The sequence below is a fragment of the Oceanibium sediminis genome (assembly GCF_003265325.1).
GTDB classification, from domain to species: domain Bacteria; phylum Pseudomonadota; class Alphaproteobacteria; order Rhodobacterales; family Rhodobacteraceae; genus Halovulum; species Halovulum sediminis.
This window is the reverse complement of the sequence record NZ_QGNX01000004.1, coordinates 375,306-398,721: the sequence shown is the minus strand read 5'-3', so window position 1 is coordinate 398,721 and position 23,416 is coordinate 375,306. Positions and strand designations below refer to the sequence as shown.

Genomic DNA, 23,416 nt, shown 5'->3' with positions numbered 1-23,416 from the left:
CCTATCGGAAGGAATTGAAATGACAAAACCGATGGACGGCAAGACCGCAGCCATCACCGGCGCCGCCTCTGGCATCGGGCTGGAATGCGCGCGGATCCTGATCGAGGAGGGGGCCCGCGTCGTGCTGATCGACCGGGCGGCGGATCGGCTGAACGCGCTGTGCGAGGAGCTTGGGGAAGGGGCCAAGCCCCTGGTGATCGACCTGCTCGACGGGCCCGAGGTCTCGGCCATGTTGCCCCGGATCGAGGACCTGATCGGCCCGCTCGACATCTTCCACGCGAATGCGGGCGCCTATGTCGGCGGGCCCGCCGCCGAAGGCAATCCCGACGAATGGGACCGGATGCTGAACCTCAACATCAACGCGGCCTTTCGCAGCGTGCAGGCGGTGCTGCCCCGGATGATCGAGCGCAAGAGCGGGGACATCATCTTCACCAGCTCCGTCGCTGGCGTGGTCCCGGTGGTCTGGGAGCCGATCTACACCGCCTCGAAATTCGCGGTACAGGCCTTCCTTCACGCGACGCGGCGCCAGGTGTCGCAACACGGCATCCGCATGGGCGCGGTCCTTCCCGGGCCCGTCGTCACCGCGCTGCTGGACGACTGGCCCAAGGAAAAGATGGAAGAGGCGCTGGCCAACGGCTCGCTCATGCAGCCCCGCGAGGTCGCCGAGGCGGTCCTCTTCATGCTCACACGCCCGCGCGGTGTGGTGATCCGGGACATGGTCATCCTGCCAAACAGCGTCGATCTGTGAGCGGCGGGAAGGGAGAAGCACGATGACCGGATCAGATGCGGCACAAGCCTATGTCCTCGGGATCGATGTCGGCACGGGCAGTGCGCGCGCGGGCGTCTTCACCACCGACGGGAAGATGGTCGGCACGGACAAATGCGCCACGTTCATCCACCGCGAGGGCGGCACCATCGTCGAACAGTCGAGCGAGGACATCTGGCAAGCCGTGGCCAAATCGGTGCGCGGCGCGCTGAAGGCATCGGGCGTCAGGCCAGAGCAGCTGCGCGGGATCGGCTTCGATGCGACCTGCTCGCTGGTGGTGCTCGGCGAGGGCGGCGCACCGCTGCCGGTCGGCGACCCGGACCACCCCGAGCGCAACATCATGGTCTGGATGGACCACCGTGCGCTGGCGCAGGCAGAGCGGATCAATGAAAGCGGGCACCGTGTGCTCGACTACGTGGGGGGGCGGATTTCCCCCGAGATGGAGACGCCCAAGCTGCTCTGGCTGAAGGAGCATCGCGTGGAAGTCTACGCCCGGGCCTGGCAGTTCATGGACCTGACCGACTTCCTGACCTGGCGCGCGAGCGGGGACCTGGCCCGCTCCATCTGCACGGTCACGTGCAAATGGACCTACATGGGGCATGAGGGTGGCTGGGACCCGGATTATTTCCGGACCGTGGGTCTGGGCGACCTGGCGGACGAAGGGTTCAGCAGGATCGGCACGACCGTGGTGCCCGCCGGCGCGGCCCTGGGCAGTGGCCTGTCCCAACAGGCCGCCGAGGATTTCGGCCTGCTTCCCGGCACCCCGGTTGCGGCTGGGCTGATCGACGCGCATGCGGGCGGTATCGGCTCCGTCGGGGCGCAGGGTGGCGGCGGGGCTGAGGCCAACATGGCCTACGTGTTCGGCACGTCGTCGTGCACCATGACATCCACGAAGGAACCGGTGTTCGTTCCGGGCGTCTGGGGGCCGTACTATTCCGCGATGGTGCCGGGGCTCTGGCTGAACGAGGGTGGGCAGTCCGCCGCGGGGGCGGCCATCGATCACCTGCTCGAATTTCATCCCCATGCCGAGGCGGCACGCACCGAGGCCGCGCGCCACGACCTGTCCTTGCCCGCATGGCTGGCCCGGCAGGCCGAGGCGCTATTAGGGGACAATCCGAACCCCGCCGCCCTTGCAGGGGATGTACACGTGGTGCCGGAGTTCCTTGGCAACCGCGCGCCACACGCCGATCCGCACACCCGCGCGGTGATCGCGGGGCTAGGCATGGAGCGCGACCTTAACAGCCTCGTTGCGCTCTACGTCGCGGGGCTGTGCGGGATCGGCTACGGCTTGCGCCAGATCGTCGAGGCTCAGGCCAAGGCCGGGGCCCATGTCCAGCGGATCGTCATCAGTGGCGGTGCGGGGCGCAGCGACATGATCCGCCAGCTCCTGGCGGACACCACCGGGCTGGAGATCGCGGCGCCAGCCGCCGAGGAACCGGTCCTTCTGGGGGCGTCGATCCTCGGCAGTGTCGCGGGGGGGCTCCACCCGGATATCCACCTGGCCATGGAAAAGATGTCTAGCTTCGCGTCGCGCTACACGCCTGCTGAAGGCGCCGTGCGCGCGCAGCATGACGCCCGTTTCGCAATATTCGAGCAGTTGCAGGCCGTCGCCCGGCAGGCCGCGCGGCGCTGATCGCCCGTTTTCGGCGGGGCCACCGCCGTTTGCCGGTGGCCCGCCATGGGGGCGATCCCCCGAGGCGGTTCCCCGCGCCAGCATCAGGCGCTGGTCTGCGGCGCACCCTGTTTGCGGTCTTGCAGGATCATGTCGGAGGCCTTTTCCCCGATCATGATCGCCGGGGCGTTGGTGTTGCCCGAGACGATCTCGGGCATGATCGAACAATCCGCAACGCGCAGCCCGCTCAGCCCGTGCACGCGCAGGCGGGAATCCACCACCGCGTCGCCGCCGAGGCCCATCTTGCAGGTGCCGGTCGGGTGATAGATCGTCGTTGAGTTGTCGCGCGCCCAATCCAGCGTTCCGGCCTCGTCGTCCATGTCCAGCGTGGCGTCGGGGCGGAATTCCTCCGAAATCTTGTGCTTCAGCGGTGCGCAGCGGGCGATGCGGCGGGCGATGCGGATGCCTTCGACGATGGTCCGGCAATCGGTGGGGGTGGACAGGTAGCGCGGGTGGATCTTCGGGTAAATGCCCGGATCGGCGGAGGCCAGCCGGATCTCACCCCGGCTTTCGGGGCGCAGTTGGCAGACCGACATGGTGAAGGCCGAGAAGGGGTGCACGCCCTCACCCGGGCTGTCGGCGGACCAGGGCTGGACGTGGAACTGGATGTCGGGCGTATCGGTATGCGCGCCGGTGCGCAGGAACCCGGTGGCGAGGCTTGCGGCCATCGCCATCGGCCCGGCGCGGAACAGCGCGTATTTCAACGCGATACGCGCCTTGTTGAGGGGGTTGCGCACCTCGTCGTTGAGCGTGGGTTCGTTGCACTTGAAGACCAGCCGCGCCTGCAAATGATCCTGCAGGTTCTTGCCCACGCCCGGCAGGTCATGCCGCACGTCGATGCCGTGTTCAGCCAGTTGCGCGCCTTCGCCGATGCCCGACACCATCAGAAGCTGGGGCGAGCCGATCGCGCCAGAGGACAGGATGACCTCGCCCCGCGCGTGCACGATGTGTTCCACGCCGGAGCGGTCGCGATAAGCGACACCGGTCGCGCGCCGCCCCTCGAAGGTGACGCGCTGCGCGGCGGCGTGGGTCAGGATCCTCAGGTTCGCCCGCCCGCGCGCAGGGTTCAGGAAGGCCACGGCGCTTGAGCAGCGCCGCCCGTTGCGCGCCGTCAGCTGGAAATAGCCCACCCCCTCCTGCGAAGCGCCGTTGTAGTCGGGGTTGAACGGATAGCCCGCAGCCTGCGCCGCGGCGACCCAGGCATCGCAGATCGGGCGCTGCAGGCGCATGTTCGAGACCGAGAGGGGCCCGTCCTCCCCGTGGAACTCATCAGCGCCGCGTTCCTGGCGTTCCGAGCGTTTGAACAGCGGCAGGACCTCGTCCCAGCCCCAGCCGGAATTGCCCATCTGGGCCCAGCGGTCATAGTCCTGCGGCTGCCCGCGCACGTACAAGAGCCCGTTGAGCGAGGAAGAGCCGCCCAGCACTTTGCCGCGCGGCCAGTCGAGCTGCCGCCCGTTCAGCCCCGGGTCCGGCTCCGTGCGGTAGCACCAGTCCACGGACGGGTTGTGCATCGTCTTGAAGTAGCCGACCGGGATGTGGATCCACGGGTTCCAGTCGCGGCCCCCCGCCTCCATCAGGATCACCTGGATCGAGGGGTCCTCGGACAGGCGATTCGCCAGGACGCAGCCGGCAGAGCCGCCGCCGACGATCACGAAATCTGCTGACAGGTCTGACATTTTTCCGCGATCTCCTTCCCGTCCTTCCGTCGTGGAAAGATTTTTCTTGCCAGCAGAACTATAAATCTCCCAGAATTGAGACTGCAAGTATCAAAATAATGCGTTTGGGAGGAGATCATGAAAGTATCGAAAACCATAAGCGGCATTTCGCGCCGCGATCTGTTCAAGCTGTCGGGCCAGTATGGGCTGTCCTCGGTGGTGTTTGGGGCCAGCGCGCTGACCGGGGCGGTCACGCTGCCCTCGCTCGCCCAGGCGGCGGAAAGCACCTATCAGAAGCGCTTCGCCAATGAGCCCAAGCACACCCTCAAGCTGGGTGCGTCGGGCTTCAACGCGCGCAACCTGCTGATCGAGCGCGCCGGGGTGCTGGAATTCGCCCGTGACCTGGAAGAGCGGACGGAGGGCGAGATCCGTGTCGAGTTCATCGGCGACAACCAGATCTGCGGCCAGCTGAACTGCGTGGAGAAGACACAGCTCGGCGTGGTGGACATGTATGCCGCCTCCACCCAGAACTCCGCCGGGGGCGCGCCGTACCTGAACGTGCTGGACTACGCCTACATGTTCCCCACCCGTGCGTCGCAGTACCACTTCCTCTACAGCCCGGAATCCATGAAGCTGCTGCGCGAGCCGCTGGAAAAGCGTCACGGCCTGAAGTTCCTGTTCAGCCATTGCGAGTTGCGCGGCATCCAGCTGGGCCAGTCCTTCGCGGACAAGCCGACCGTCACCAAGCTGGAGGAGCTGTTCGGCACCAAGAACCGCGTCACCGGCACGCAGCTCGGCCGGATCGCGATGCAGCAGTTGAACCTGAACCCCGTCCCCGTCGCCTGGGAAGAAACGCTGGACGGTCTGAAGCAGGGCCTGATCGACGGGGCAGAGACCTGGGCCTCCGCCGTGGCCTACGCCAACATGGCCCCGGTGGTCAGCCAGTCGGTGGACCTGGGCTTCTTCTGCGGGACCGAGCACACCGGCATGAACGCCAGCGTCTTCGACGCGATGGAGCCGCATCTTCAGGATGCGATCATGGAATCCGCCTATCTTGCGCAGGTCCACGTGCAGGCCGCGAACGAGGCCGCGCTGGTCAAGACCGTGGGCTTCAGCGACCCGCAGCTTCCCGGCACCATCTTCGCCGAGAACAACGTGCGCTGCGCCTTCCTGCCCGAAAGCGAGGTCCGCATGGCAGAGGAGATGTGCTCGCCCGAGTTCAATCCCGAACCCTGGACGCAGTGGCGCGAGCGGCTCAACAACTGGGCCGGCGGCGTCGATACCTACCAGGAGATCTACGACGTGGCGCGCCAGATCCCCAAGGAAACGCTGCCCGAAAACGTCGAGCCGCGCCGCTGGTGGCGCGCGGCCTGATCGGCCAGACTTTCGTCCGGGCGGCCCGCGTGGCGGCCCGGACGTTCCGGACGCGGCAGGAAAGACCGCGCTGACATAGGGCGACCCAAAGGGAGGAATGGGGCATGACCGGCTGGTTCAACGGCACAGGAGAGATCCTGAGCGCCATATCCGCGGGCGATTCATGGATGCTGAGCGAGGCGATGCGCCAGCCCGCGGTCTGGCCGCTGGGCCTGATCGCGATGACGGGTGCGGCCATCCTGATCCTGCTCGCCTACCGCGTGAGCCCCTGGTTCGAGCGCAATTTCGAATCCTCGGTCATGGTGGTGTCCTACCTGACCATCGGCGGCATCATCTTCGTCGAGGTCTTCCGCCGCTTCGTGCTGTCCCAGCAGGCGCCCTGGTCCACAACCCTGCCGCCGTTCCTGTTCCTGATCATGACCTGGTTCGGCTGCAGCTATAACGTCAAGCTGCGCACGCACCTGGCCTTCGCCGAGTTCCGGACCCTCATGCCGCGCCCGGGGCAGATGGCCTGCCTGATGCTGGACGCGGTGCTGTGGATCGCCTTTTCCTGGGTCGTCGTCGTCACTTCGACTCGGGTGGTCGCCAACTCCGCCTCGAACTTCCAGATCATGCTGGGAACCGACAACGTCATGCAGTGGTGGTTCCTGGTGTCGGTGCCGCTCGCCTTCACCGCGCTGGTGGCGCGGGTGCTGGAAAACCTTCTGATCGACATCGCGAATTACAGGTCTGGCGACGAGTTGATCGGGCAGGCCGTGATAGGGGGCGAATGACATGGCGGACGGAACTCTCATCACGCTGATCTCCGTCGGGGTGACGCTGCTGTTCATGCTCGGCGTGCCGGTCTTCCTTGTGATCGGCTACTGGGTGCTCGGGGTGTCCTTCGTGCTGGGCATGCCGCTGGACAATATCGGCGCGGCGCTGGCCGACGTGTTTACCGACGGCTTCGCGCTGCTGGCGATGCCGCTGTTCATCCTGACGGGGGACCTGATCAACCGCTCGGGCATCGCGCGGCGACTGAGCGATTTTGCCTATGCCTGCTTAGGCTGGATCCGGGGCGGGCTGGCCATGGCCTCGCTCGGGGCGTGCGGGCTGTTCGCGGCGATCTCCGGCTCGAACTCGGCGACGACGGCGACCATCGGCTCCATGCTGCACCCGGAGATGGTGAAGGGCGGCTATGACGAGCGCTTCTCGGCGGCCACGGCGGCGGCGGGGGGCACGGTCGGGATCATCATCCCGCCGTCGATCATCTTCATCGTCTACGGCTTCCTTCTGAACCTGCCCATTTCGGACCTGTTCGTGGCCGGCATCATTCCCGGTACGATGATGGTCATCGGCATGATGTTCGCCTGTTTCCTGATCTGCTGGAAGAACGGCTGGGGCTTCCTGATCCCGCTCAGCCCCCTGCGCGTGATCAAGACGGCCGTCGGCGCGTGGCTGGGCTTTTTCGCGATCGGCCTTGTACTCTGGGGGATCTACACCGGGAAATTCTCGCCCACCGAGGCGGCGGGCGTCACCGTGGGCTTCTGCGTGATCGTGGGCTTCGTGTGCCTGCCGCTCTACCGCCTTATGGGTGGGCGCAAGGACAGCGACATCTCGGAAAAGTCCATCGGCCAGATGCTGGTGGTGCAGGGGTTCGGCCCGCTGGAGCTGCCTTCGATCACCATGCGCTCGGCCCAGATCACCGGCATCCTTGCGCCGCTGATCGCCGTGTCGGTGGTGATGCAGCAGATCCTCTCGGTCCTGGGCGCGCAGGAGGTGATCGGCAATTTCGTCATCTCCATGGGCGGCTACTACGCGGTGCTGTTCACCGCGATGGCGATCGTCTTCGTCTGCGGCATGGTGCTGGAAAGCCTGCCGGTCACCATCATCCTGGCCCCCATCCTTGCGCCTATCGCGCATTCCGTGGGGGTGGAGCCGGTGCAGTTCGCCGTCGTCTTCCTTGTCGGCGCGTCCATCGGGTTCATCACGCCGCCCTACGGGCTGAACCTCTACGTGGCGTCGGGGGTGACTGGTGTTCCCTATTTCAGGTTGCTGCGCTACACACTGCTCTATCTTGCCGCGCTGATAGCGGTCTGGATCATCGTTGCGCTGGTTCCGGCGCTGTCGACGATGCTTTTGCCGCAACGATGAGAAAGAGACACGCATGGCTGCTGATGGCGCGAAGATGGGCGCGATCCCGACAAATCTGCGTCTGCTGGCCGTGATCGAACAGATCGCCCTGGCGGGGGTTCCCCTGACGCCGACGGAGGTGAACGCCACCATCGGCCTGCCGAAGCCGACCATCCACCGCCTTTTCAACACGCTTGAGGAGGAGGGGTTCGTTCAGCGCGACCTCAACGGGCGGACCTATTCGCCCGGGCCGCGGCTGCGCCAGCTGGCGGGGGGCATCATGTCGTCGCTGCGCATCCGCACTGCGCGGCAGGCGATCCTGAAACGCCTGAGCCGCGAGATCGGCGAAACCTGCAACATCGCCTATCCCGACAGGGACGCGATGACCTATCTCGACCGGGTGGAGACCGAGTGGCCGCTGCGCATCCAGCTGCCCATCGGAACGCAGGTGCCGTTCTATTGCACCGCCAGCGGCAAGATGTACCTCAGCTCGCTGGCGCGCAACCACCTGCAGAAATACGTCGCCGCCACAGAGCTGGAGCGGCGGACGCCGAACACCATCACCGACCCCGACGCGCTGCTGGAGGAGATCCGCGAGGTGCGCGCGCGCGGCTACGCCCTGGACCGCGAAGAGTTCATGGAGGACATGATCGCGCTCGCCGTGCCGGTGCTGCACACCAATGGGCGGCTGATGGCGACCCTGTCCTTTCACGCGCCGACGCAGCGCTTCGACGTCAAAAAGGCGCTCGGCTGCCTGCAGGCGCTGCGCGATGCGGGGCGCGAGCTGGCCGACCTGGTCAACGCCAGCGACGAGGAATAGACGACCCGCCTTCGCCCGATCCCGATCCCGGGGCGGGGCGCGTTCGAACGCCGCGCCGGGGCGGCCCCTGGGCTAGGTGACGGTACGAATGGAATTGATTGCGGCAAATGTCATCGTCCTGCTGGCGGCCAGTATCCACGCCTGCACGGGGTTCGGGTTTTCCCTGCTGGCGACGCCCTTCCTGCTGCTGGTGTTCGCCCCTTCGGACGCGATCCAGATCAATATCGCGCTGTCCATCGTCATCTCCGTGCTGCTGATGCCCAAGCTGGTGGCGGACTTGGATCGCGCGCTGCTGGGGCGGCTGATCCTCGGCAGTCTGCTCGGGGCCCCTGTGGGCATCCTGGTCTACCTGTTTGCCGACCCAGACCAGCTGCGCGTGGCGATCGGCCTGCTGCTGCTTGTGCTGACGTTCTTCATCCTGCGAAAGTTCCGCTTCGCGCGCAGCGCGCGCAAGGATGTGCTGACGGGCGGCTTCTCGGGCGCGCTGACCAGCGGGCTGGGGATGCCGGGTCCGCCGCTGATGGTCTATTTCGCGGGAACCTCGATCCGCCAGAGCGTTCTGCGCAGCACGACGCTGGTGTGCTTCCTCATCACCTATTCGCTCAGCCTGGCCCTGCAGATCGGCTTCGGCTCCTCCTCGTGGGAGGTTCTGAGGGCCGCGCTCTACCTGCTGCCCGCGACGGTTGCGGGCGTCGTCATCGGGCAGCGCCTGTTCGCCAGGATCGACGCCGCCCAGTTCATGAAGCTGCTCTACGGACTGCTGATCCTGACCGGCGCATACCTGACGCTGGGGTCCGTGCTGCCGATCTGAGTGTCCCGCGAAAGGTGCGCGGCGTTGGGCCGGCTCAGCCTGCCTGTGCCGTCACCTCGTCCGCGAGTTCAAGCGCCTTGCGCGCCGTCTCCTCGTCGCAGATCAGGGTGTTCGCGTGTTTCCCGACCAGGGCCGCCGCGATGACCTCGGCCTTGTTCAGACCGCCTGACATCAGGACCACGTTCTTCACGCCCTTCAGGTCCGCCAGCGGCAGCGCAAGGGTGCGGGCATTCAACGGGTGATCCACCGGCTTGCCCTGCCGGTCGATGAACTGGCCCATGATGTCGCCGCAGGCGCCTTGCTCGATCAGCTCGGAAATGGGCAGATCACGCGGAACCCCGTTGCGCACCATGAGCGAGCGGTCCGTCATGTCCCCGACGGACAGGAAGACGACATCGCTTGCCGCGGCATTGGCCGAGGCTTCCTGGAACACGTTCTGGTTCATGATCGCATCGCGGGACTCGGCGCTGCTGGCATAGATCGGGGCGGCGAAGTAGGAGCATTCGGCGCCGATCCTGCGGGCAAGGTCCGAGGCGATGTCGAACGTGTTTATCTCGATCCCGCGGGTCAGGCCGCCCATGACGGAGGAAACGCTGAGCCCCGGGTGGCGAAAGGGCGGCATCTTGCGGACCATCTCGCGCACGGTCTGCCCCCAGCCCACGCCGATCCGCTGGGGGGTGCGCAGGTTGAGCAGCTGCGTGAGCAGCTCCGCGCCCGCCCCGCCGAGGATTTCGGCCAGCGCCTCTTTCTTGGTAGGGGTCGGCACGATGATCGCGCGGTCGAGGCCGAAGCGGCGGCACAGGATGCCTTCGAGTTCCACGCAAGCGGTCAGGTGGGAATTCAGCGTGATCGTCACCAGCCCGGAGCGGCGGGCCTCGCCGATCAGGCGATTGACGCGCGGCCGGTTTGTGCCGAGGGCCGAGGCGATCTCGCTCTGGGTGAGGCCCTCCATGAAATAGTGCCAGGCCACGCGGACCAGAAGCTGTTCCTCTGAATCCTGCTCGTTATTTGAATCGTCCGCGCCCATTCGCCCGTTCCCCGTCTCGTCCTGTAATTGACCGGCCTTATAGCCGCTTACCGCTTGCCGCGTTGAAAAGATGTAACTCGCCGGTGTCGATCGTCCATTTTACATCCGCGCCTTCCTTCAGGTCGGTCAGGCCGGGAACCGATCCGATCAGGGGCTCGGATACACCGGGGACGGAGATATGGACATGGCTTTCGCCGCCCACCGGCTCCACCAGTTCGACGGTTCCGGTGACGGTCATGCCCGCGCCGCCGTCAAGCTTCATCGCGGCGGGGCGGAAGCCGATCACGTCCGCATTCCGTGGCAGGTCCGGCAGGTTCTGAAGCGCGGGCTGATGCCCGTTCAACTCGATCCGGTTCATCGGGGGCGAACCGATGAAGCCCGCGACGAACAGGGTGGCCGGCTCAAGGTAGATGTCCATCGGAGTGCCGACCTGTTCGATCCGCCCGCCGTTCATCACGACGATCCGGTCCGCGATGGTCATCGCCTCGTGCTGGTCGTGGGTGACATACAGGCTGGTGGTGCCGAGGCGGCGTTGCAGCTTGCGGATCTCCACCCGGACCTGCACGCGCAGCTTGGCGTCGAGGTTGGACAAGGGCTCGTCGAACAGGAAGACCGAAGGATCCCGCACGATCGCGCGACCCATGGCAACGCGCTGGCGCTGGCCGCCGGACAGTTCCGAGGGGCGGCGCTCGAGGAAGGTCTCGATCCCCAGGGTTTCCGAGGCGATCTCGATCTGGCGCGCGATTTCGGCCTTCGGCACGCCCCGGTTCCGCAGCCCGTAGCTCAGGTTGTCGCGCACGGTCATGTGCGGGTAGAGCGCGTAGTTCTGGAACACCATGGCGATGTCGCGCTTGGCGGCTGGCACGTCGCTCACGTCATTGCCGCCGATCAGCAACTCGCCCCCGGTCACGGTTTCCAGCCCCGCCACCATTCTGAGCAGGGTGGACTTGCCGCACCCCGACGGGCCGAGCAGGACGACCAGTTCGCCGTCCGCCACGTTCAGATCGATTCCGCGCACTGCCTCCACGGGGCCATAGGATTTCTTCAGGTTCACCAGGTCGATGGATGCCATCTTGTCAGCCTCTCTGTTTGTGACGTTTTGATTACATATGTAATTGATATTTGACAAGTGTAATATTCGCTGCTATCCATTCCCTACTGCGGCCGGACGCGAAATCCTTGTGCCACCCCGGCACGTGCGGCCGCGACCACAGGAGGGATGAGAAAATGTTCCAGAACAGCAAGAACCGGCATTGGCTGTCGGCAGGCTCCAGGACGATCGGGCTCGGCATGCTCGCGGCGGTCATGGCGCTGCCTGCAAGCGCGCAGGAGCGTGTCCAGATCGAATGGTGGAATGCCATGGGCGGGCGTCTTGAAGAGATCGCGAACAAGATGGTCAGCGACTTCAACGCGTCCCAGGACAAGTACGAAGTGGTTTCGGTCCTCAAGGGCAACTACGAGGAAACCATGGCCGCCATGGTGTCCGCCTATCGTGTGGGCGAACAGCCCGCCATCGTGCAGGCCGCCGAGCGTGGGTTCCTCACGATGCTGAAGTCGGGGGCCGTGAAACCCGTTCCCGCCCTGATGGCGGAAGAGGGCTACGATACCGACTGGGACAACTTCGTCGCGCCGGTGGCCGGTTTCTACCTGGTTGACGGCAAGCCCGCGGCGCTGCCCTTCAACACCTCGACCCCGGTGTTCTGGTACAACGCGGACCAGTTCCGCGAGGCCGGCTTCGATGCCCCCGCCGAGACCTGGCAGGAACTGGAGACCCAGCTTTACGCGATGAAGGAGCAGGGCGTCACCGACTGCGGCATGGTCCTCAACAGCGACTTCTTCTGGGGGCTGATGGAAAACTACGCGGCGACCCACGATCAGCAGTGGGGCACGCTTGCCAACGGGTTCGGCGGCCTCGGGACCGAGTTCGTGTTCAACGAAAGCGAGCTCCTCACCGGTCATCTTGAGCGGATGTCGAAGTGGATGGATGACGACGTGCTCGTCCAGGCGGGGCAGGGGCTGTCCCCGAGCCAGCTGTTCGTTTCCGGCGAATGCGCGACCTGGGTCGCCTCGACCGCGGCGCATTCGGCGGTGGAAAACGGTGCCGAGTTCGACTGGTCGGCCACCTTCCTGCCCGCGGAAGAGGGTGTCGAGCTGAAGAACAGCACCATCGGCGGCGGTGCGCTCTGGGTGCTCGAGGGCAAGTCGGACGAGGAATACGCCGCCGCGGCCGCCTTCCTCGACTTCGTCGCCTCGGTTCCGACGCAGGTCTGGTGGAGCAAGGCGACGGGCTATGTGCCGGTCACCAACGCCGCCTATGACGCGCTGACGGAAGAGGGCTACTTCGACGCGCACCCGACCCGCGAAGTCGCGATCCTGCAGTTGAACCGCGGCGAGCCGACCGACAATTCGCGCGGCTTCCGTTTCGGCAACCACAACCAGGCGATGCAGATGCTTGTCGAGGAAGTCCAGAAAGTCTGGACCGGCGAGAAGGACGCGCAGGAAGCCCTGGATGCGGCGGCCGCACGCGGTAACGAGGTTCTGCGTCAGTACGAGCGCCTGCATGCCGACTGATGTCAACGCCATGGACCGGGACGGAAAACTCCGTCCCGGCTCCTCCGTCTTGCGGAAGCTGCGCCTCCCGGCGGCTTCCGCAAGCGGCCTTAAATCATCGCACTTCCGGCGGCCCTGGGTGGCCGCGGGACTGATCGCGCCCCAGCTGCTGATCCTGCTGTTCTTCTTCTTCATTCCGTCGTGGAAGGCGCTGTCCCTGTCCTTCGTGCAGGTCGACCCCTTCGGTGGCCGCCAGATCTTCGTCGGGCTCGAGAATTTCACCTCGCTGCTGTCGAGCCCCGAGTACCGCGCCAGCGCCTGGTTTACGCTGTGGTTCACGGTGGTTCAGAACGTGGCGCTGATCTCCATCTCGCTGCTGCTTGCCTTCGCGACGGATTACATCGTGCGCTGCCGCACGGTTTACAAAAGCATCATCCTGCTTCCCTACGCCATCGCGCCGGTCATCTCGGGCGTGCTCTGGGCGTTCCTGTTCAATCCGGCTGTCGGCCCGATCGCGCAGTGGATTCACGCCGCGGGCCTGCCGTGGGACCCGAACCGCCGCCCGATGGATGCGCAGATCCTGCTGATCGTCGCCTCGGTCTGGAAGTACATCTGCTACAACTACATCTTCCTTGTCGCCTCGCTCCTCGCGGTGCCGCGCTCGCTTCTGGAAGCCGCGACGCTTGACGGGGCAGGGCCGGTGCGGCGCTTCTTCACGATCTCCATGCCGCTGATCGCGCCGACGCTGCTGTTCCTCGTGGTGATGAACTTCGTCCACGGGCTGTTCGAGACGTTCGGCATCATCGATGCCGTAACCCGCGGCGGGCCGGGCGGTTCGACGAACTCGCTTGTCTACAAGGTGTACCAGGACGGGTTCGTGATGCTCGACCTCGGCTCCTCGGCGGCGCAGTCGGTGATCCTCATGGGTATCGCCATCCTGTTCACGATCCTCCAGTTCCGCGGAATTGGCAGGAAGGTCAATTATCAGGTGTGACATGGTAGAGAACAATCCAAGGCTCAGGCTCTTTTGCCATGTCGTCCTTATCCTCGGCGCGGCGATGGTCTGCGTCCCGCTGTACTTCGCCTTCGTGGCCGGGTCGCTGACCCTGCAGGAGGTGCAGCAAACCCCGTTTCCGATGTTGCCCAAGGGCAATTTCATCGAGAACGCGACAACCGCCTGGAACCAGGGGGACTTCGGGCGGCTGTTCCTGAACTCGGTCATCGTCACGCTGGGGATCGTGATCGGCAAGCTGTCGATTTCCCTGATCGCGGCCTACGCGGTGACATACTTCCGCTTCCCGTTCCGCATGACGGCCTTCTGGCTGATCTTCATCTCGCTCATGCTGCCGGTGGAAGTTCGGATCATCCCCACCTACGAGGCGGTGGCCGACGCCGCCGGACCCCTGCGCCAACTGGTGGAGGTGACGGGCCTTGGCACCCTGATCGAATGGATCACCGGGGGCTACCGGATCGAGACGGCGCTTCAGTGGAACATGGTCAACACCTACCCGGGGCTGATCCTGCCGCTGATCGCCTCGGCCACGGCGACCTTCCTGTTCCGCCAGTTCTTCCTGACGATCCCGGACGAGCTGTGCGAAGCCGCGCAGCTTGACGGGGCCGGGCCGCTGAAGTTCTTCTGGGACGTAGTGCTGCCGCTGTCGCGCGCCAATATCGCGGCGCTGTCGATCATCCTGTTTCTCTACGGGTGGAACCAGTACCTCTGGCCGCTTCTGTTCACGACGGACAAGGAAATGCAGACAGCCGTGCTGGGCCTGAAGGCGCTGGTGCCCCATGCCGATACGGAACCCGCATGGAACGTGGCGATGAGCGCCGCCTTCTTCGTGATGCTGCCGCCCGCGGTCGTGATCATCGTGATGCAACGCTGGTTCACGCGCGGCCTGGTCGACGCGGGCAAATAGCAACGTTTACTTTCAAGGAATAACCAAATGACGATGATCATAGGCCACCGTGGTGGCCGTGACCTTTGGCCTGAGAACAGCCTCCATGGGTTCGAGCAGCTCAAGGCGCTCGGGGTCGAGGGGGTGGAGTTCGACGTCCATCTGACTCGGGCGGGCGAATTGCTGGTCATTCACGATGCGCTTCTTGAGCGCACGACGGACCGCAGCGGCCCGGTGGCGGACCTCGCCCCCGGGGAAAACCGCGGCATCCGGCTGAAGAACAGCTCGGACCTTTATATCCCGACCCTGGCCGAGGTGTTGGAGGTCTATGCCGACACGACGCTTGAGCTGCATGTCGAGCTGAAGGCCGACGCCGCCGGAACCCCCTACGAGGGGCTGGAGGAGCGCACGGTCGAAGAGCTTCGCCGCCATGGCCTTGCCGGGCAGTGCATGGTCACCAGTTTCGGCGAGCGGATCCTTCACCGCCTCGCGCAGGTCGCGCCCGAAATCCCGAGGCTGGCGTCGTTGAACCATGACCATGCTGAAAAGCTGGGCGGGCTCGAGGCGGCGCTGACCCGCCTTTCCGGTCTTGCCGAGGTGATCGCGATTGAAAAGACGCTGATGCGCGACGCCTCGGACACGATCCGCGCCATGCTCCCGCCCGAGCGGCTGGGGGTCTGGGTGCCCAACACGGGGGACGAACTGCGCTACTGGCAGGCGCAGCCCTTGCGCCAACTGACAACCGACCGCCCGGACCGGGCCGTGGCCATACGGCAGGAAACCCAATGACTGAGAATATCGACACGACGCTGGACAGCATCGACCTTGTCATCTTCGATTGCGACGGCGTCCTGATCGACAGTGAAAAGATCGCCAGCCGCACGCTTTCCGCCGCACTTGGCAAGGCCGGGATCGAGATGAGCCCGCAGCAGGTCTTCCTTCGGTTCATCGGAAACTCCGTTGGGGACATCAAGCTGATCTGCGAGAAGAACCTCGGCCTCAAGGATGCGGATCGCGTCTTTACCGACTGGGCGGCGGACCTGCTTGAGGAATTCGCGCGCTCGCTGCGCACGATGGACGGGATCGAGGATGCGGTAAGCGCCATCGGTCGGCCGAAGTGCGTCGCCTCCAACAGCGGTATGGTCCGGCTTCGCCGCAGCCTGGGGCTGTTCGAATTGTGGAAGGCCTTCGAGGGGGCGGTTTACAGCGCGGAAAGCGTCGCCCGGCCCAAGCCGGCGCCGGACCTGTTGTTCCATTGCGCCGAGCAGTTTGGCGCGGACCCGCGCGCCTGTGTCATGATCGACGACAACGTGCACGGGATCATCGCCGCGCGGGAAGCCGGCATGATCCCGGTCGGCTTCATCGATCCCGAGGACCCGCGCCCCGCCCGCTTGCAGGTGCTGCGCGAAGCGGGCGCGGTGGCCTGTGCGACCGGCGCGGCCGAGCTTCACGCGGCGCTGGAACTTGCCGCGGCCCATGTCGCGGAAGGGCAGGTCAAGGCAGGCTGACGGGTCTCGCCCGATCTGAAAGGAATATGCCCGGGCGCTGGCTGGCGGCCGGGCATTTGCTTTTGTCCCGCGCGGGATGCGCGTGGCGAAGATCAGCCCAGGATGTCGCGGACCTTGGCGCTCATCGCAAGGCCGAGGTCGCGGTTGTTCTGCGCCGTGAAGTGGATTCCGTCCACCCCGTCGGTGGAGATATGCTTGCCCGCATCGAGGAAGTGGCATTTCACGAAATCCGCCAGCGCCTCGTACCGCCCGGCCAGTTCGCGGGTCTTCTCCGGACCGCCCTCGAACATGCCTTCGAAGTGGGGATGCCCCAGCTTGCCCAGCGGCGGCGGCGCGACGATCATCAGTTGCGGCGCGGGGTACGGCGTGCCCACGCCATAGGCCGAGGTGCCGACGATGCCCGCAAGCGCGGCCATGCCGTTGGCGATCTCGTAAGGGGTGCGCTTGAAGTAGGACTTCGTGTCGTTCGTGCCCAGCATGATGACCACGAGGTCCAGCGGCATGTGGCTGGCCAGGATCGTGGGCAGATGCGCCGCCCCGTTCAGGCGCGGATCGCCCGGATCGTCCAGGTTGGTGGTGCGCGCGCTCAAGCCTTCCTCGATCACGTGGTAGCCATCGCCCAGCTCCGCCGCCATGACGCCGGTCCAGCGTACGTCCGGCGCGAAGCGGGTGGTGGGCGCACCTTCGGCCACGGGGACCCAGCCCCAGGTCAGCGAGTCCCCGAAACACAGGACATTCTTGCGGTCGTTCATGGATCTTTCCTTTCGACGGTTTGTCAGCGGGTGCGCAGGCCGTAGATCACGGCCGCAGCGAAGATGATGAGCCCTTGCGCGATCAGCCGGCCCGGCTCGGACACGCCCAGGATCGTCATGGAGACGAACAGTAGCGCGAAGCTCAGCACGCCGAAGAACGGCCCCCAGACACCGCCCTGGCCGCGCCCGAAGACGACGCCGCCAAGGATCGTCGCCGCGACCGACAGGATCGGCAGGTCCAGCCCCTCGCGCACGCTGCCCACCGCGATGGAAGCGGTCTGCACCAGTGCCGCGACGCCGATCAGCAGCCCGGCCAGCGTGTGGGTCAGGATCACCGTGCGCTCGACGGGAACGCCCGCGAAATGGGCCGCGACGGAGTTGTCCCCGATGGCCTCGATCCGCCGCCCGAAGACGGTCAGGTTGAGGAAGGCGGCAAGGCAGGTGGTCAGGATCACCCAGAACAGCACCGGGGCAGGGACCGGGCCGAAGCGAATGTCGAAAAGGTCGTTCATGTAGTCCGGCACGTCCCCCGGCGGGCTGCCCGAGGACAGGTACTGCACGAAGCCCACAAGGATGATCGACACCGCCAGCGTCACGATGACGGCCGAGACGCGGCGGCGCGCGACCATGTAGCCGTTGAACGCGCCCACCACCGTGCCGATCCCCAGCGCGATCGCCACGAAGGCGATGCCCGGGGCGTTCGGCAGCACGTTCGCCGAAATGATGTAATTGACCAGCAGGATCACCCCGCCGCCCGACAGGTCGATGGAGCCGACCCGGACCACCAGCAGCTGTGCCAGCACCACGATGCCAAGCGGGGCGACCTGGCGCAGGAAGATGCCCAGCACGTTCGGGTTCATCATCTGCGGCCGCTCCCACATCAGGAACGCCAGAAGGGCTGCGAAGACCAGGTAGGCGGGCGGAATGCGGCCCGCGGCGCGAAGCACGGTTGTCATGTCAGAGCCCCATCTTGCGGCGGCGTTGGAAGCTGACCACGGCCAGCAGCAACCCGCCCTTCACCACCGTCTGGATGAAGGGCGAGACGTTGGCCAGGTTCATGCCGTTGGACAGAAGCGCCAGAAGGAACGCCCCGATGGCCGTGCCCTGCAGCGAGCCGACGCCGCCGGAAAGCTGCGTCCCGCCAAGCGCCACGGCGGTGATGCTGTTCAGCTCGAACAACATCCCCACGTTCGGATCGCCCGAAACGATGCGCCCGGCCAGGAACACCCCCGCAAGGGCCGCGAACAGCGACGAGGCGACATAGGCCGAGATGATGATCCGCGTCTCCGGCACGCCGAAGTTGCGCGCAGCACTGGTCTGGCCCGAGGCCATGCCGCCGCCGATGGCGAACAGATGCAGCCCGAAGCGGCTGGCGTGCAGCACCTTCCAGCCGATGGCCAGCACCGTGATGGCCCAGAACACCGGCATCGGAACGCCAAGGAAACTGCCCTGGACCGATGCGATGACGAACTCGGGCACCGTGCCGCCGGAAACGGGGCGGATCAGGCGCGTTACGCCGAGCACGACGTATTGCATGGCGAGCGTTGCGATGATCGGATGCACGTTCAGGCGCGTCACCGCGATGCCGTTCGTCGCCCCGATCAGCGCGGCGAGCATGAACAGCGCGGGAAACGTCAGGTACCCCGGCGCGTCAAGCGCGAGGATCGCGGTCGAGAAGCTGATGACCGAGCCGACGGACAGGTCGAGTCCGGCAACGACGATCACGAACATCTGCCCGATGGAGGCGATCAGCAGCGGCATCGCCTGCGCCAGCAGGTTGGACAGGTTCCCGGGCCGGGCGAATTCGTCGGTCCCGATGGACAGCCAGGTGACGATCCCGATGACGACCAGCAGGGGCAGCATCCAGGCGCCCTGCCGGTTTCCCCGTCTTGTCAGGCGGGCAATCAGATCACGCATTTTCGGCCTTTCCGCCCGACAGGGCCATGTCGAGCAGCTTGTGTTCCGTCGCCTCCGTGGCGGCGATCTCTCCGGCGATGGCATTGTCGTGGATGACGTAGATCCGGTCCGCCAGGCCGATCAGTTCCAGCGCCTCGCGCGACAGCACCAGAACGGCGCCCCCGGCGGCGGTGAAGTCGCGCAAAAGTCCGTAGATTTCCGCCTTGGCCCCGACATCGACGCCGCGTGTCGGCTCTTCGATGACCAGCACGTCCATTTCCGCGGCAAGGGCGCGTCCGAACAGCACCTTCTGCTGGTTCCCCCCGGAAAGGGAGCCGACGCGCGCGCGCGGCCCGGCGGCCTTGATGTTCATCGCGTCCATCATCCGCTGCACCACCGCGCGGGTGCCGCTGGCGGGCGCGACGGCCGGGACCCCCGCGAAACGGCCCAGAGCGATGTTCTGCGCGACGGAAAGGTTGAGCAGCAGCCCTTCTTCCTTCCGATCCTCGGGAACGAAGCCAAGGCCCGCCGCGTGCATCTTCAACAGGCCGGATTCGCGGGGCAGGGGCAGCGGGACGGTCTGCCCCTTGAGGTGGATATGCCCCGAAACCGGCACATGCAGGCCGACAAGGGCGCGCGCGATGGCCGATTGGCCCTGGCCTTCTAGCCCCGCAAGAGCCACGATTTCCCCGGCGTTCACGGTCAGGTTCAGCGCTGCTGCGCCCGGTTGCAGGACCATGTCCTCAATGCCAAGCATCGGCGCGCCGGTTTCATCCGCGCGGGGCGGGAACATGTCGGACAGCTCGCGCCCCACCATCATGGCGATCAGCGAAGCGGTGTTCATTTCCGAGACGGGCCGCGTTCCGACGAGCGCGCCGTCCTTCAGCACAGTCACCGTGTCGCAAAGCTCGAAGATCTCCTCCAGCCGGTGCGAGACGTAGACGATCGCGCAGCCCTCGGAGGCGAGCCTGCGGATGTTGCGGTTCAGCACATCGACGTCGGCGGCATTCAGGGCGGCGGTGGGTTCATCGAGGATCATCACCCTTGCATTGGCGTGAATGCCGTGGGCGATCTCCAGAAACTGGCGCTCGGCAATGCCGAGTTCTGCGACCTGCCGGTCGGGATCGAAATCGAGGTCAAGCTGGGCCAGCGCCTCGCGCGTTTTCGCGCGCATGGTCGGGTAGTCGATCCCGCCCCAGCGGGTGCGCGGTTCGCGCCCGAGGAACATGTTCTCGGCCACGGTCAGGTTCGCGAGCAGCGATTGTTCCTGGAACACGACCGAGATGCCCGCATCCAGCCCGTCGCGCGGGCTGGACAGGGACAGCGGCTTACCCGCCAGCAGGATCTCGCCCGAGGTCGGGCGCAGCACCCCGGCGAGGATCTTCATCAGCGTTGACTTGCCTGCGCCGTTCTCTCCCATCAGGGCGTGAATGGAGCCGGGTTCCAGCCGGAAATCGACGTTGCTCAGGGCCGCTACGGGGCCGAAGGATTTTGAAATCCCCCGCATCTCGATGATCGTGGACAATGGGCAGTTCCGTATCTGGCGTGGCAAGGCAGACGCCGGGTGGCGAACCACCCGGCGCGACTCTTATTTCCCGTAGATTTCCACGAGCTTTTCTTCGGGCAGTTCGGACGGCCACCACACGTTGGCGGACAGGTCGTCGCGGTAGTATTCCGCCGCCCGCTCCACGTCCCAGCCCGCGGGGCGGTAGACGTAGTGCTTGTAGAGCGGCTCACCGCCCAGCAGCGCGGTCGCGGCGCGGATCCCGGCAGCGCCCTGCGCGGGGCTGTACTCGGAAGAGATCGATGCGAAGCCGTCCTCGATCCACTGGCCGAAGTAGCCGTTGTTGCCCTCACCTGTGATCGGCGGGATCTCGGCGCCGAACTGCTTGAATACGTCCACGCAGGCGCGCGTCATGTCCGCGCCGGACGACCAGATGCCGTCCACGTCGGGGTTCGACAGGTACAGCGTCTCGCACAGGTTGCGGGCCTGGTCGTACTGCCAGTCGCCATGCTGCTCGGCGGTGATGGTAAGCTCGGTGCCCTCGAAGGCTTCGATGGCGCCCTTGTAGCGGTTGGTATCCTCGGGGTGCCCGGCCAGGCCGCGCAGGACCCAGATGTTGCCTTTGCCCCCGGTCTGCTCGACCAGCCATTCGGCCATGACCGCCCCGAAATGTTCTGCGCCGCCCTGGATCTCGGTGGTGAACGCGTCCGAGTCGATCCGGCCGGTGTGCAGCACGACGGGGATGCCGGCGGCGATCGCCCGTTCGATCGACGCGTTGGCCGAGGTGGTCGTCACCGGCATCACGATGAGCGCGTCGACGCCCTGCGCGATCAGGTCCTCGATATCGGCGACCTGTTTCGCCTGGTCGAACCCGGCGTCCAGGATGATGAGTTCTTCGATCCGCTCGTCGGCGGCGGCCGCGGCCCGCGCCTCGTGGGAGACCTGGACCGTCCAGGTGTTCGCGTTTACGCCGAAATGGCTCATCCCGATGGTCCAGGGGGCTTCGGCCGTGAAGGCGCCCGCTTCGACCGTGGTCTTCAGCTCGGGGTGGGGGGACACGCCCTCCATGATGAAGACGTCATCCTGCGCGCTGGCGGCGCCGCAGGACAGCGCGATCACGCTGGCGCTGATAAGTGCGATTTTTTTCATTTCTTCTCCCATGCGCCCCGTATTCGGACGACGACCGGACCGGGGCGCGGATACTGGCCGTTGGGGCCGAGGCCCGGATTCCCGCGCATCATTCCGCCTATTCGTGGGCTCCGTCAATACTTATTCAATGTTTCTGACTAAGAGAGGTTATGCCTTTCTTATGGCGGCCAAACCTGCGATTATCGCGCCCGCGGCAGGTGGTGAGGACGATGCGCACAATCCTTTGTTACGGTGATTCAAACACTTACGGGCAGGTTCCGGGGGGCGGGCCGCTGGACCGCTATCCACGATCCCAAAGGTGGTCCGGCGTGATGGCGGCGGAACTCGGCCCCGGGTGGGACGTGATCGGAGAGGGGTTGAGCGGGCGCACCACCGTCCATGACGACCCGATCGAGGGCGCGCACAAGAACGGCCGCACCTATCTGACGCCCTGCATCCAGAGCCATGCGCCGCTCGACCTGGTCATCCTGATGCTGGGGACGAACGACCTGAAGCGGCGGTTCAACCAGCCCGCTTCCGAGGTGGCGATGGGGATCGGCACGCTGATCCACGACATCCGTGACTTCAACCCCGGCTGGCCCGGGCGCACGCCCGAGATCTTCGTCGTCGCGCCGCCGCCCATGAAGGACGAACTGCACGAGTGGAACTCGGTCTTCGCCGGGGCGCCCTCCAAATCGCGCGAGCTTGCGCTGGAATTCGAAATCATGGCCGACTCGCTGGAAGTGCATTTCATGGATGCAGGAAAGATCGCGCAGTCCGATCCGCGGGACGGCTTCCATCTTGGGATCGAGGCGCATCGCGCCATCGGACTGGCCCTGGCCGAGGTGATTTCCGCCATCGGCTGGCCGCCGTTGAAGGGTGTCGTCCATGCCTGACATGCGTTTTGCCCCGCCCGCGCCGGTCCGCATCGCGGACCGGGCGTCAGGCCTGAATGCCGGCCGGGTGCGCAGCCACAACGAACGGCTCATCCTGTCGATGCTTCTGCGCTCCGGCGAGCTGACCCGCGCGCAGATCGGCGAACGCTCCGAGCTTTCCGGGCAGACGGTCTCGGTCCTGATCCGCTCGCTTCAGCAGGAAGGCCTGCTGAGCGAGGGCGAGCGCATGAAGTCGCGCATGGGCCCGCCCACCGTGCCCCTGACGCTGAACCCCGAAGGCGCCTTCGCCGTCGGGGTCGACCTAGACCCGCGCGGGGCCAGCGTGGCGCTGGTCGATTTCCTGGGCAGGGCGCGCGCCCTCGTAGCGAGCGAGCCGGACACCGCCTCCATCGTCGCGGCGGTCGCCGAGCGGATCGACGCGCTGAGCGCGGCCCGCCGCAAGCGCCTGGCCGGCGTCGGCCTGGCCGTGCCCGAACCGCCGCCCGCCTACGTGGACCTGGCGAAGCTGACGCAGATGCTCGAACGGGAAACCGGGCTCGACGTGTTCGTGCAGGACGACATCACCGCCGCCGCCGGTGGCGAAAGCCTGTACGGAGAGGCGAAGGCCCACGACACCTACCTGCTGTTTCACATCGGCGACCGGGTGTACTCGATGCTGACGCTGGACCGCCAGACGCTGCGCAGCCCGCGCCGGCGCAGTTACCCCCACGGGCTGCTGGATCTGGAGGAGCGGTTGCAGCTGAATGGCCCGCTGACGGTCGAAAGCCTGTCCGAAAGGGCCGCCGGGGACGCGGCGAAGGATGTCGTCGCGGACTGGATCGAGGATTGCGTCAGGGTACTGACGGAGCGGGCGAAATCGGCGGCCGAGCTGATCGATTTCACCCATATCGTGGTGTCGGCCACGCTTCCCGAGCCGCTTCTGGAGCGGATCTGCACCCGGCTGGAGCAAGACCTGCCGGGCTTCACCGTCGCCGCCTCGGGCAATGGCCCGGCGTCAAAGGCGATAGGGGCTGCAACCCTTCCGTTCATCACGCGCTTCGTGTAGCG

General features: G+C 65.9%; 22 protein-coding genes. 14 read left to right on the top strand and 8 right to left on the bottom strand.

Annotated elements, in window-relative coordinates:
- Window positions 1-19: 19 nt before the first annotated feature.
- Both DJ029_RS13035 and DJ029_RS13030 read left to right on the top strand, forming a co-directional pair.
- Window positions 20-748 carry an SDR family oxidoreductase gene (locus tag DJ029_RS13035; protein ID WP_112322903.1) on the top strand — a complete coding sequence of 243 codons (729 nt, stop codon included), beginning with the start codon at window positions 20-22 and terminating at the stop codon, window positions 746-748.
- 22 nt (window positions 749-770) lie between these two features.
- Window positions 771-2,399 (top strand): FGGY-family carbohydrate kinase, encoded by a 1,629-nt coding sequence (locus DJ029_RS13030; RefSeq protein ID WP_112322902.1) that lies wholly within the window; start codon window positions 771-773, stop codon window positions 2,397-2,399.
- Window positions 2,400-2,482: 83 nt separating this feature from the next.
- On the opposite strand, the gene DJ029_RS13025 is transcribed toward DJ029_RS13030, so the two are convergent.
- Window positions 2,483-4,114: a GMC family oxidoreductase gene (locus tag DJ029_RS13025; protein ID WP_112322901.1), complete on the bottom strand. Its 1,632-nt coding sequence runs from the start codon at window positions 4,112-4,114 to the stop codon at window positions 2,483-2,485.
- A gap of 117 nt (window positions 4,115-4,231) precedes the next feature.
- Here DJ029_RS13025 and DJ029_RS13020 point away from each other — a divergent pair, with 117 nt between their 5' ends.
- The 5 genes from DJ029_RS13020 to DJ029_RS13000 all read left to right on the top strand — a co-directional run bounded on the left by DJ029_RS13020 (window position 4,232) and on the right by DJ029_RS13000 (window position 9,210).
- Window positions 4,232-5,467: a TRAP transporter substrate-binding protein gene (locus DJ029_RS13020; RefSeq protein WP_112322900.1), complete on the top strand. Its 1,236-nt coding sequence runs from the start codon at window positions 4,232-4,234 to the stop codon at window positions 5,465-5,467.
- A 104-nt stretch (window positions 5,468-5,571) separates the two neighbouring features.
- Window positions 5,572-6,240 (top strand): TRAP transporter small permease, encoded by a 669-nt coding sequence (locus DJ029_RS13015; RefSeq protein ID WP_112322899.1) that lies wholly within the window; start codon window positions 5,572-5,574, stop codon window positions 6,238-6,240.
- A gap of 1 nt (window position 6,241) precedes the next feature.
- A complete protein-coding gene (locus tag DJ029_RS13010; RefSeq protein ID WP_112322898.1) occupies window positions 6,242-7,600 on the top strand; it encodes a TRAP transporter large permease in 1,359 nt (452 codons plus the stop codon).
- A gap of 13 nt (window positions 7,601-7,613) precedes the next feature.
- Window positions 7,614-8,399, top strand: a complete 786-nt coding sequence (locus tag DJ029_RS13005) for an IclR family transcriptional regulator (RefSeq protein WP_112322897.1) — start codon at window positions 7,614-7,616, stop codon at window positions 8,397-8,399.
- Window positions 8,400-8,487: 88 nt separating this feature from the next.
- Window positions 8,488-9,210: a sulfite exporter TauE/SafE family protein gene (locus DJ029_RS13000; protein ID WP_112322896.1), complete on the top strand. Its 723-nt coding sequence runs from the start codon at window positions 8,488-8,490 to the stop codon at window positions 9,208-9,210.
- A gap of 34 nt (window positions 9,211-9,244) precedes the next feature.
- Here DJ029_RS13000 and DJ029_RS12995 read toward each other — a convergent pair whose 3' ends face one another.
- Both DJ029_RS12995 and DJ029_RS12990 read right to left on the bottom strand, forming a co-directional pair.
- On the bottom strand, window positions 9,245-10,237 hold the full coding sequence (locus DJ029_RS12995) for a sugar-binding transcriptional regulator (protein WP_112322895.1): 993 nt from the start codon (window positions 10,235-10,237) through the stop codon (window positions 9,245-9,247).
- A 37-nt stretch (window positions 10,238-10,274) separates the two neighbouring features.
- Window positions 10,275-11,309, bottom strand: coding sequence for an ABC transporter ATP-binding protein (locus DJ029_RS12990; protein ID WP_112322894.1), 1,035 nt, complete (start codon window positions 11,307-11,309; stop codon window positions 10,275-10,277).
- Window positions 11,310-11,464: 155 nt separating this feature from the next.
- Here DJ029_RS12990 and DJ029_RS12985 point away from each other — a divergent pair, with 155 nt between their 5' ends.
- The 5 genes from DJ029_RS12985 (at window position 11,465) to DJ029_RS12965 (ending at window position 16,193) form a co-directional block, all read left to right on the top strand.
- Window positions 11,465-12,808 carry an extracellular solute-binding protein gene (locus DJ029_RS12985; protein WP_112322893.1) on the top strand — a complete coding sequence of 448 codons (1,344 nt, stop codon included), beginning with the start codon at window positions 11,465-11,467 and terminating at the stop codon, window positions 12,806-12,808.
- A gap of 118 nt (window positions 12,809-12,926) precedes the next feature.
- Complete coding sequence (locus DJ029_RS12980) at window positions 12,927-13,781, top strand: ABC transporter permease subunit (protein ID WP_232823069.1); 855 nt, start codon at window positions 12,927-12,929, stop codon at window positions 13,779-13,781.
- Between the two features lies 1 nt (window position 13,782).
- Window positions 13,783-14,706, top strand: coding sequence for an ABC transporter permease subunit (locus DJ029_RS12975; protein WP_112322891.1), 924 nt, complete (start codon window positions 13,783-13,785; stop codon window positions 14,704-14,706).
- Between the two features lie 27 nt (window positions 14,707-14,733).
- Window positions 14,734-15,474: a glycerophosphodiester phosphodiesterase family protein gene (locus DJ029_RS12970; RefSeq protein ID WP_112322890.1), complete on the top strand. Its 741-nt coding sequence runs from the start codon at window positions 14,734-14,736 to the stop codon at window positions 15,472-15,474.
- The gene (locus tag DJ029_RS12965) at window positions 15,471-16,193 is read left to right on the top strand and encodes an HAD-IA family hydrolase (protein ID WP_112322889.1); all 723 of its coding nucleotides are present in this window, start codon (window positions 15,471-15,473) and stop codon (window positions 16,191-16,193) included. Before DJ029_RS12970 ends, DJ029_RS12965 begins: the two co-directional genes overlap by 4 nt.
- Window positions 16,194-16,285: 92 nt before the next feature.
- On the opposite strand, the gene DJ029_RS12960 is transcribed toward DJ029_RS12965, so the two are convergent.
- From DJ029_RS12960 to DJ029_RS12940, 5 genes are all read right to left on the bottom strand, one after another.
- Window positions 16,286-16,945, bottom strand: a complete 660-nt coding sequence (locus DJ029_RS12960) for an SGNH/GDSL hydrolase family protein (protein ID WP_112322888.1) — start codon at window positions 16,943-16,945, stop codon at window positions 16,286-16,288.
- A 23-nt stretch (window positions 16,946-16,968) separates the two neighbouring features.
- Window positions 16,969-17,901 (bottom strand): ABC transporter permease, encoded by a 933-nt coding sequence (locus tag DJ029_RS12955; protein ID WP_112322887.1) that lies wholly within the window; start codon window positions 17,899-17,901, stop codon window positions 16,969-16,971.
- 1 nt (window position 17,902) lies between these two features.
- Window positions 17,903-18,862, bottom strand: a complete 960-nt coding sequence (locus tag DJ029_RS12950) for an ABC transporter permease (protein ID WP_232823068.1) — start codon at window positions 18,860-18,862, stop codon at window positions 17,903-17,905.
- Window positions 18,855-20,366: a sugar ABC transporter ATP-binding protein gene (locus DJ029_RS12945; RefSeq protein WP_112322886.1), complete on the bottom strand. Its 1,512-nt coding sequence runs from the start codon at window positions 20,364-20,366 to the stop codon at window positions 18,855-18,857. Before DJ029_RS12945 ends, DJ029_RS12950 begins: the two co-directional genes overlap by 8 nt.
- Before the next feature lie 63 nt (window positions 20,367-20,429).
- Window positions 20,430-21,494 carry a substrate-binding domain-containing protein gene (locus tag DJ029_RS12940; protein ID WP_198671149.1) on the bottom strand — a complete coding sequence of 355 codons (1,065 nt, stop codon included), beginning with the start codon at window positions 21,492-21,494 and terminating at the stop codon, window positions 20,430-20,432.
- 209 nt (window positions 21,495-21,703) lie between these two features.
- Here DJ029_RS12940 and DJ029_RS12935 point away from each other — a divergent pair, with 209 nt between their 5' ends.
- Window positions 21,704-22,369 (top strand): SGNH/GDSL hydrolase family protein, encoded by a 666-nt coding sequence (locus DJ029_RS12935; protein ID WP_112322884.1) that lies wholly within the window; start codon window positions 21,704-21,706, stop codon window positions 22,367-22,369.
- Window positions 22,362-23,414: an ROK family transcriptional regulator gene (locus tag DJ029_RS12930; RefSeq protein ID WP_112322883.1), complete on the top strand. Its 1,053-nt coding sequence runs from the start codon at window positions 22,362-22,364 to the stop codon at window positions 23,412-23,414. The genes DJ029_RS12935 and DJ029_RS12930 overlap by 8 nt, the downstream gene beginning before the upstream one ends.
- The last annotated feature ends 2 nt before the right edge of the window (window positions 23,415-23,416 follow it).

Coding starts and splice junctions, on each gene's coding strand:
- DJ029_RS13035 (WP_112322903.1), top strand. CDS start 20: ATGACAAAACCGATGGACGGCAAGACCGCAGCCATCACCGGCGCCGCC.
- DJ029_RS13030 (WP_112322902.1), top strand. CDS start 771: ATGACCGGATCAGATGCGGCACAAGCCTATGTCCTCGGGATCGATGTC.
- DJ029_RS13025 (WP_112322901.1), bottom strand. CDS start 4,114: ATGTCAGACCTGTCAGCAGATTTCGTGATCGTCGGCGGCGGCTCTGCC.
- DJ029_RS13020 (WP_112322900.1), top strand. CDS start 4,232: ATGAAAGTATCGAAAACCATAAGCGGCATTTCGCGCCGCGATCTGTTC.
- DJ029_RS13015 (WP_112322899.1), top strand. CDS start 5,572: ATGACCGGCTGGTTCAACGGCACAGGAGAGATCCTGAGCGCCATATCC.
- DJ029_RS13010 (WP_112322898.1), top strand. CDS start 6,242: ATGGCGGACGGAACTCTCATCACGCTGATCTCCGTCGGGGTGACGCTG.
- DJ029_RS13005 (WP_112322897.1), top strand. CDS start 7,614: ATGGCTGCTGATGGCGCGAAGATGGGCGCGATCCCGACAAATCTGCGT.
- DJ029_RS13000 (WP_112322896.1), top strand. CDS start 8,488: ATGGAATTGATTGCGGCAAATGTCATCGTCCTGCTGGCGGCCAGTATC.
- DJ029_RS12995 (WP_112322895.1), bottom strand. CDS start 10,237: ATGGGCGCGGACGATTCAAATAACGAGCAGGATTCAGAGGAACAGCTT.
- DJ029_RS12990 (WP_112322894.1), bottom strand. CDS start 11,309: ATGGCATCCATCGACCTGGTGAACCTGAAGAAATCCTATGGCCCCGTG.
- DJ029_RS12985 (WP_112322893.1), top strand. CDS start 11,465: ATGTTCCAGAACAGCAAGAACCGGCATTGGCTGTCGGCAGGCTCCAGG.
- DJ029_RS12975 (WP_112322891.1), top strand. CDS start 13,783: ATGGTAGAGAACAATCCAAGGCTCAGGCTCTTTTGCCATGTCGTCCTT.
- DJ029_RS12970 (WP_112322890.1), top strand. CDS start 14,734: ATGACGATGATCATAGGCCACCGTGGTGGCCGTGACCTTTGGCCTGAG.
- DJ029_RS12965 (WP_112322889.1), top strand. CDS start 15,471: ATGACTGAGAATATCGACACGACGCTGGACAGCATCGACCTTGTCATC.
- DJ029_RS12960 (WP_112322888.1), bottom strand. CDS start 16,945: ATGAACGACCGCAAGAATGTCCTGTGTTTCGGGGACTCGCTGACCTGG.
- DJ029_RS12955 (WP_112322887.1), bottom strand. CDS start 17,901: ATGACAACCGTGCTTCGCGCCGCGGGCCGCATTCCGCCCGCCTACCTG.
- DJ029_RS12950 (WP_232823068.1), bottom strand. CDS start 18,862: ATGCGTGATCTGATTGCCCGCCTGACAAGACGGGGAAACCGGCAGGGC.
- DJ029_RS12940 (WP_198671149.1), bottom strand. CDS start 21,494: ATGAAAAAAATCGCACTTATCAGCGCCAGCGTGATCGCGCTGTCCTGC.
- DJ029_RS12935 (WP_112322884.1), top strand. CDS start 21,704: ATGCGCACAATCCTTTGTTACGGTGATTCAAACACTTACGGGCAGGTT.
- DJ029_RS12930 (WP_112322883.1), top strand. CDS start 22,362: ATGCCTGACATGCGTTTTGCCCCGCCCGCGCCGGTCCGCATCGCGGAC.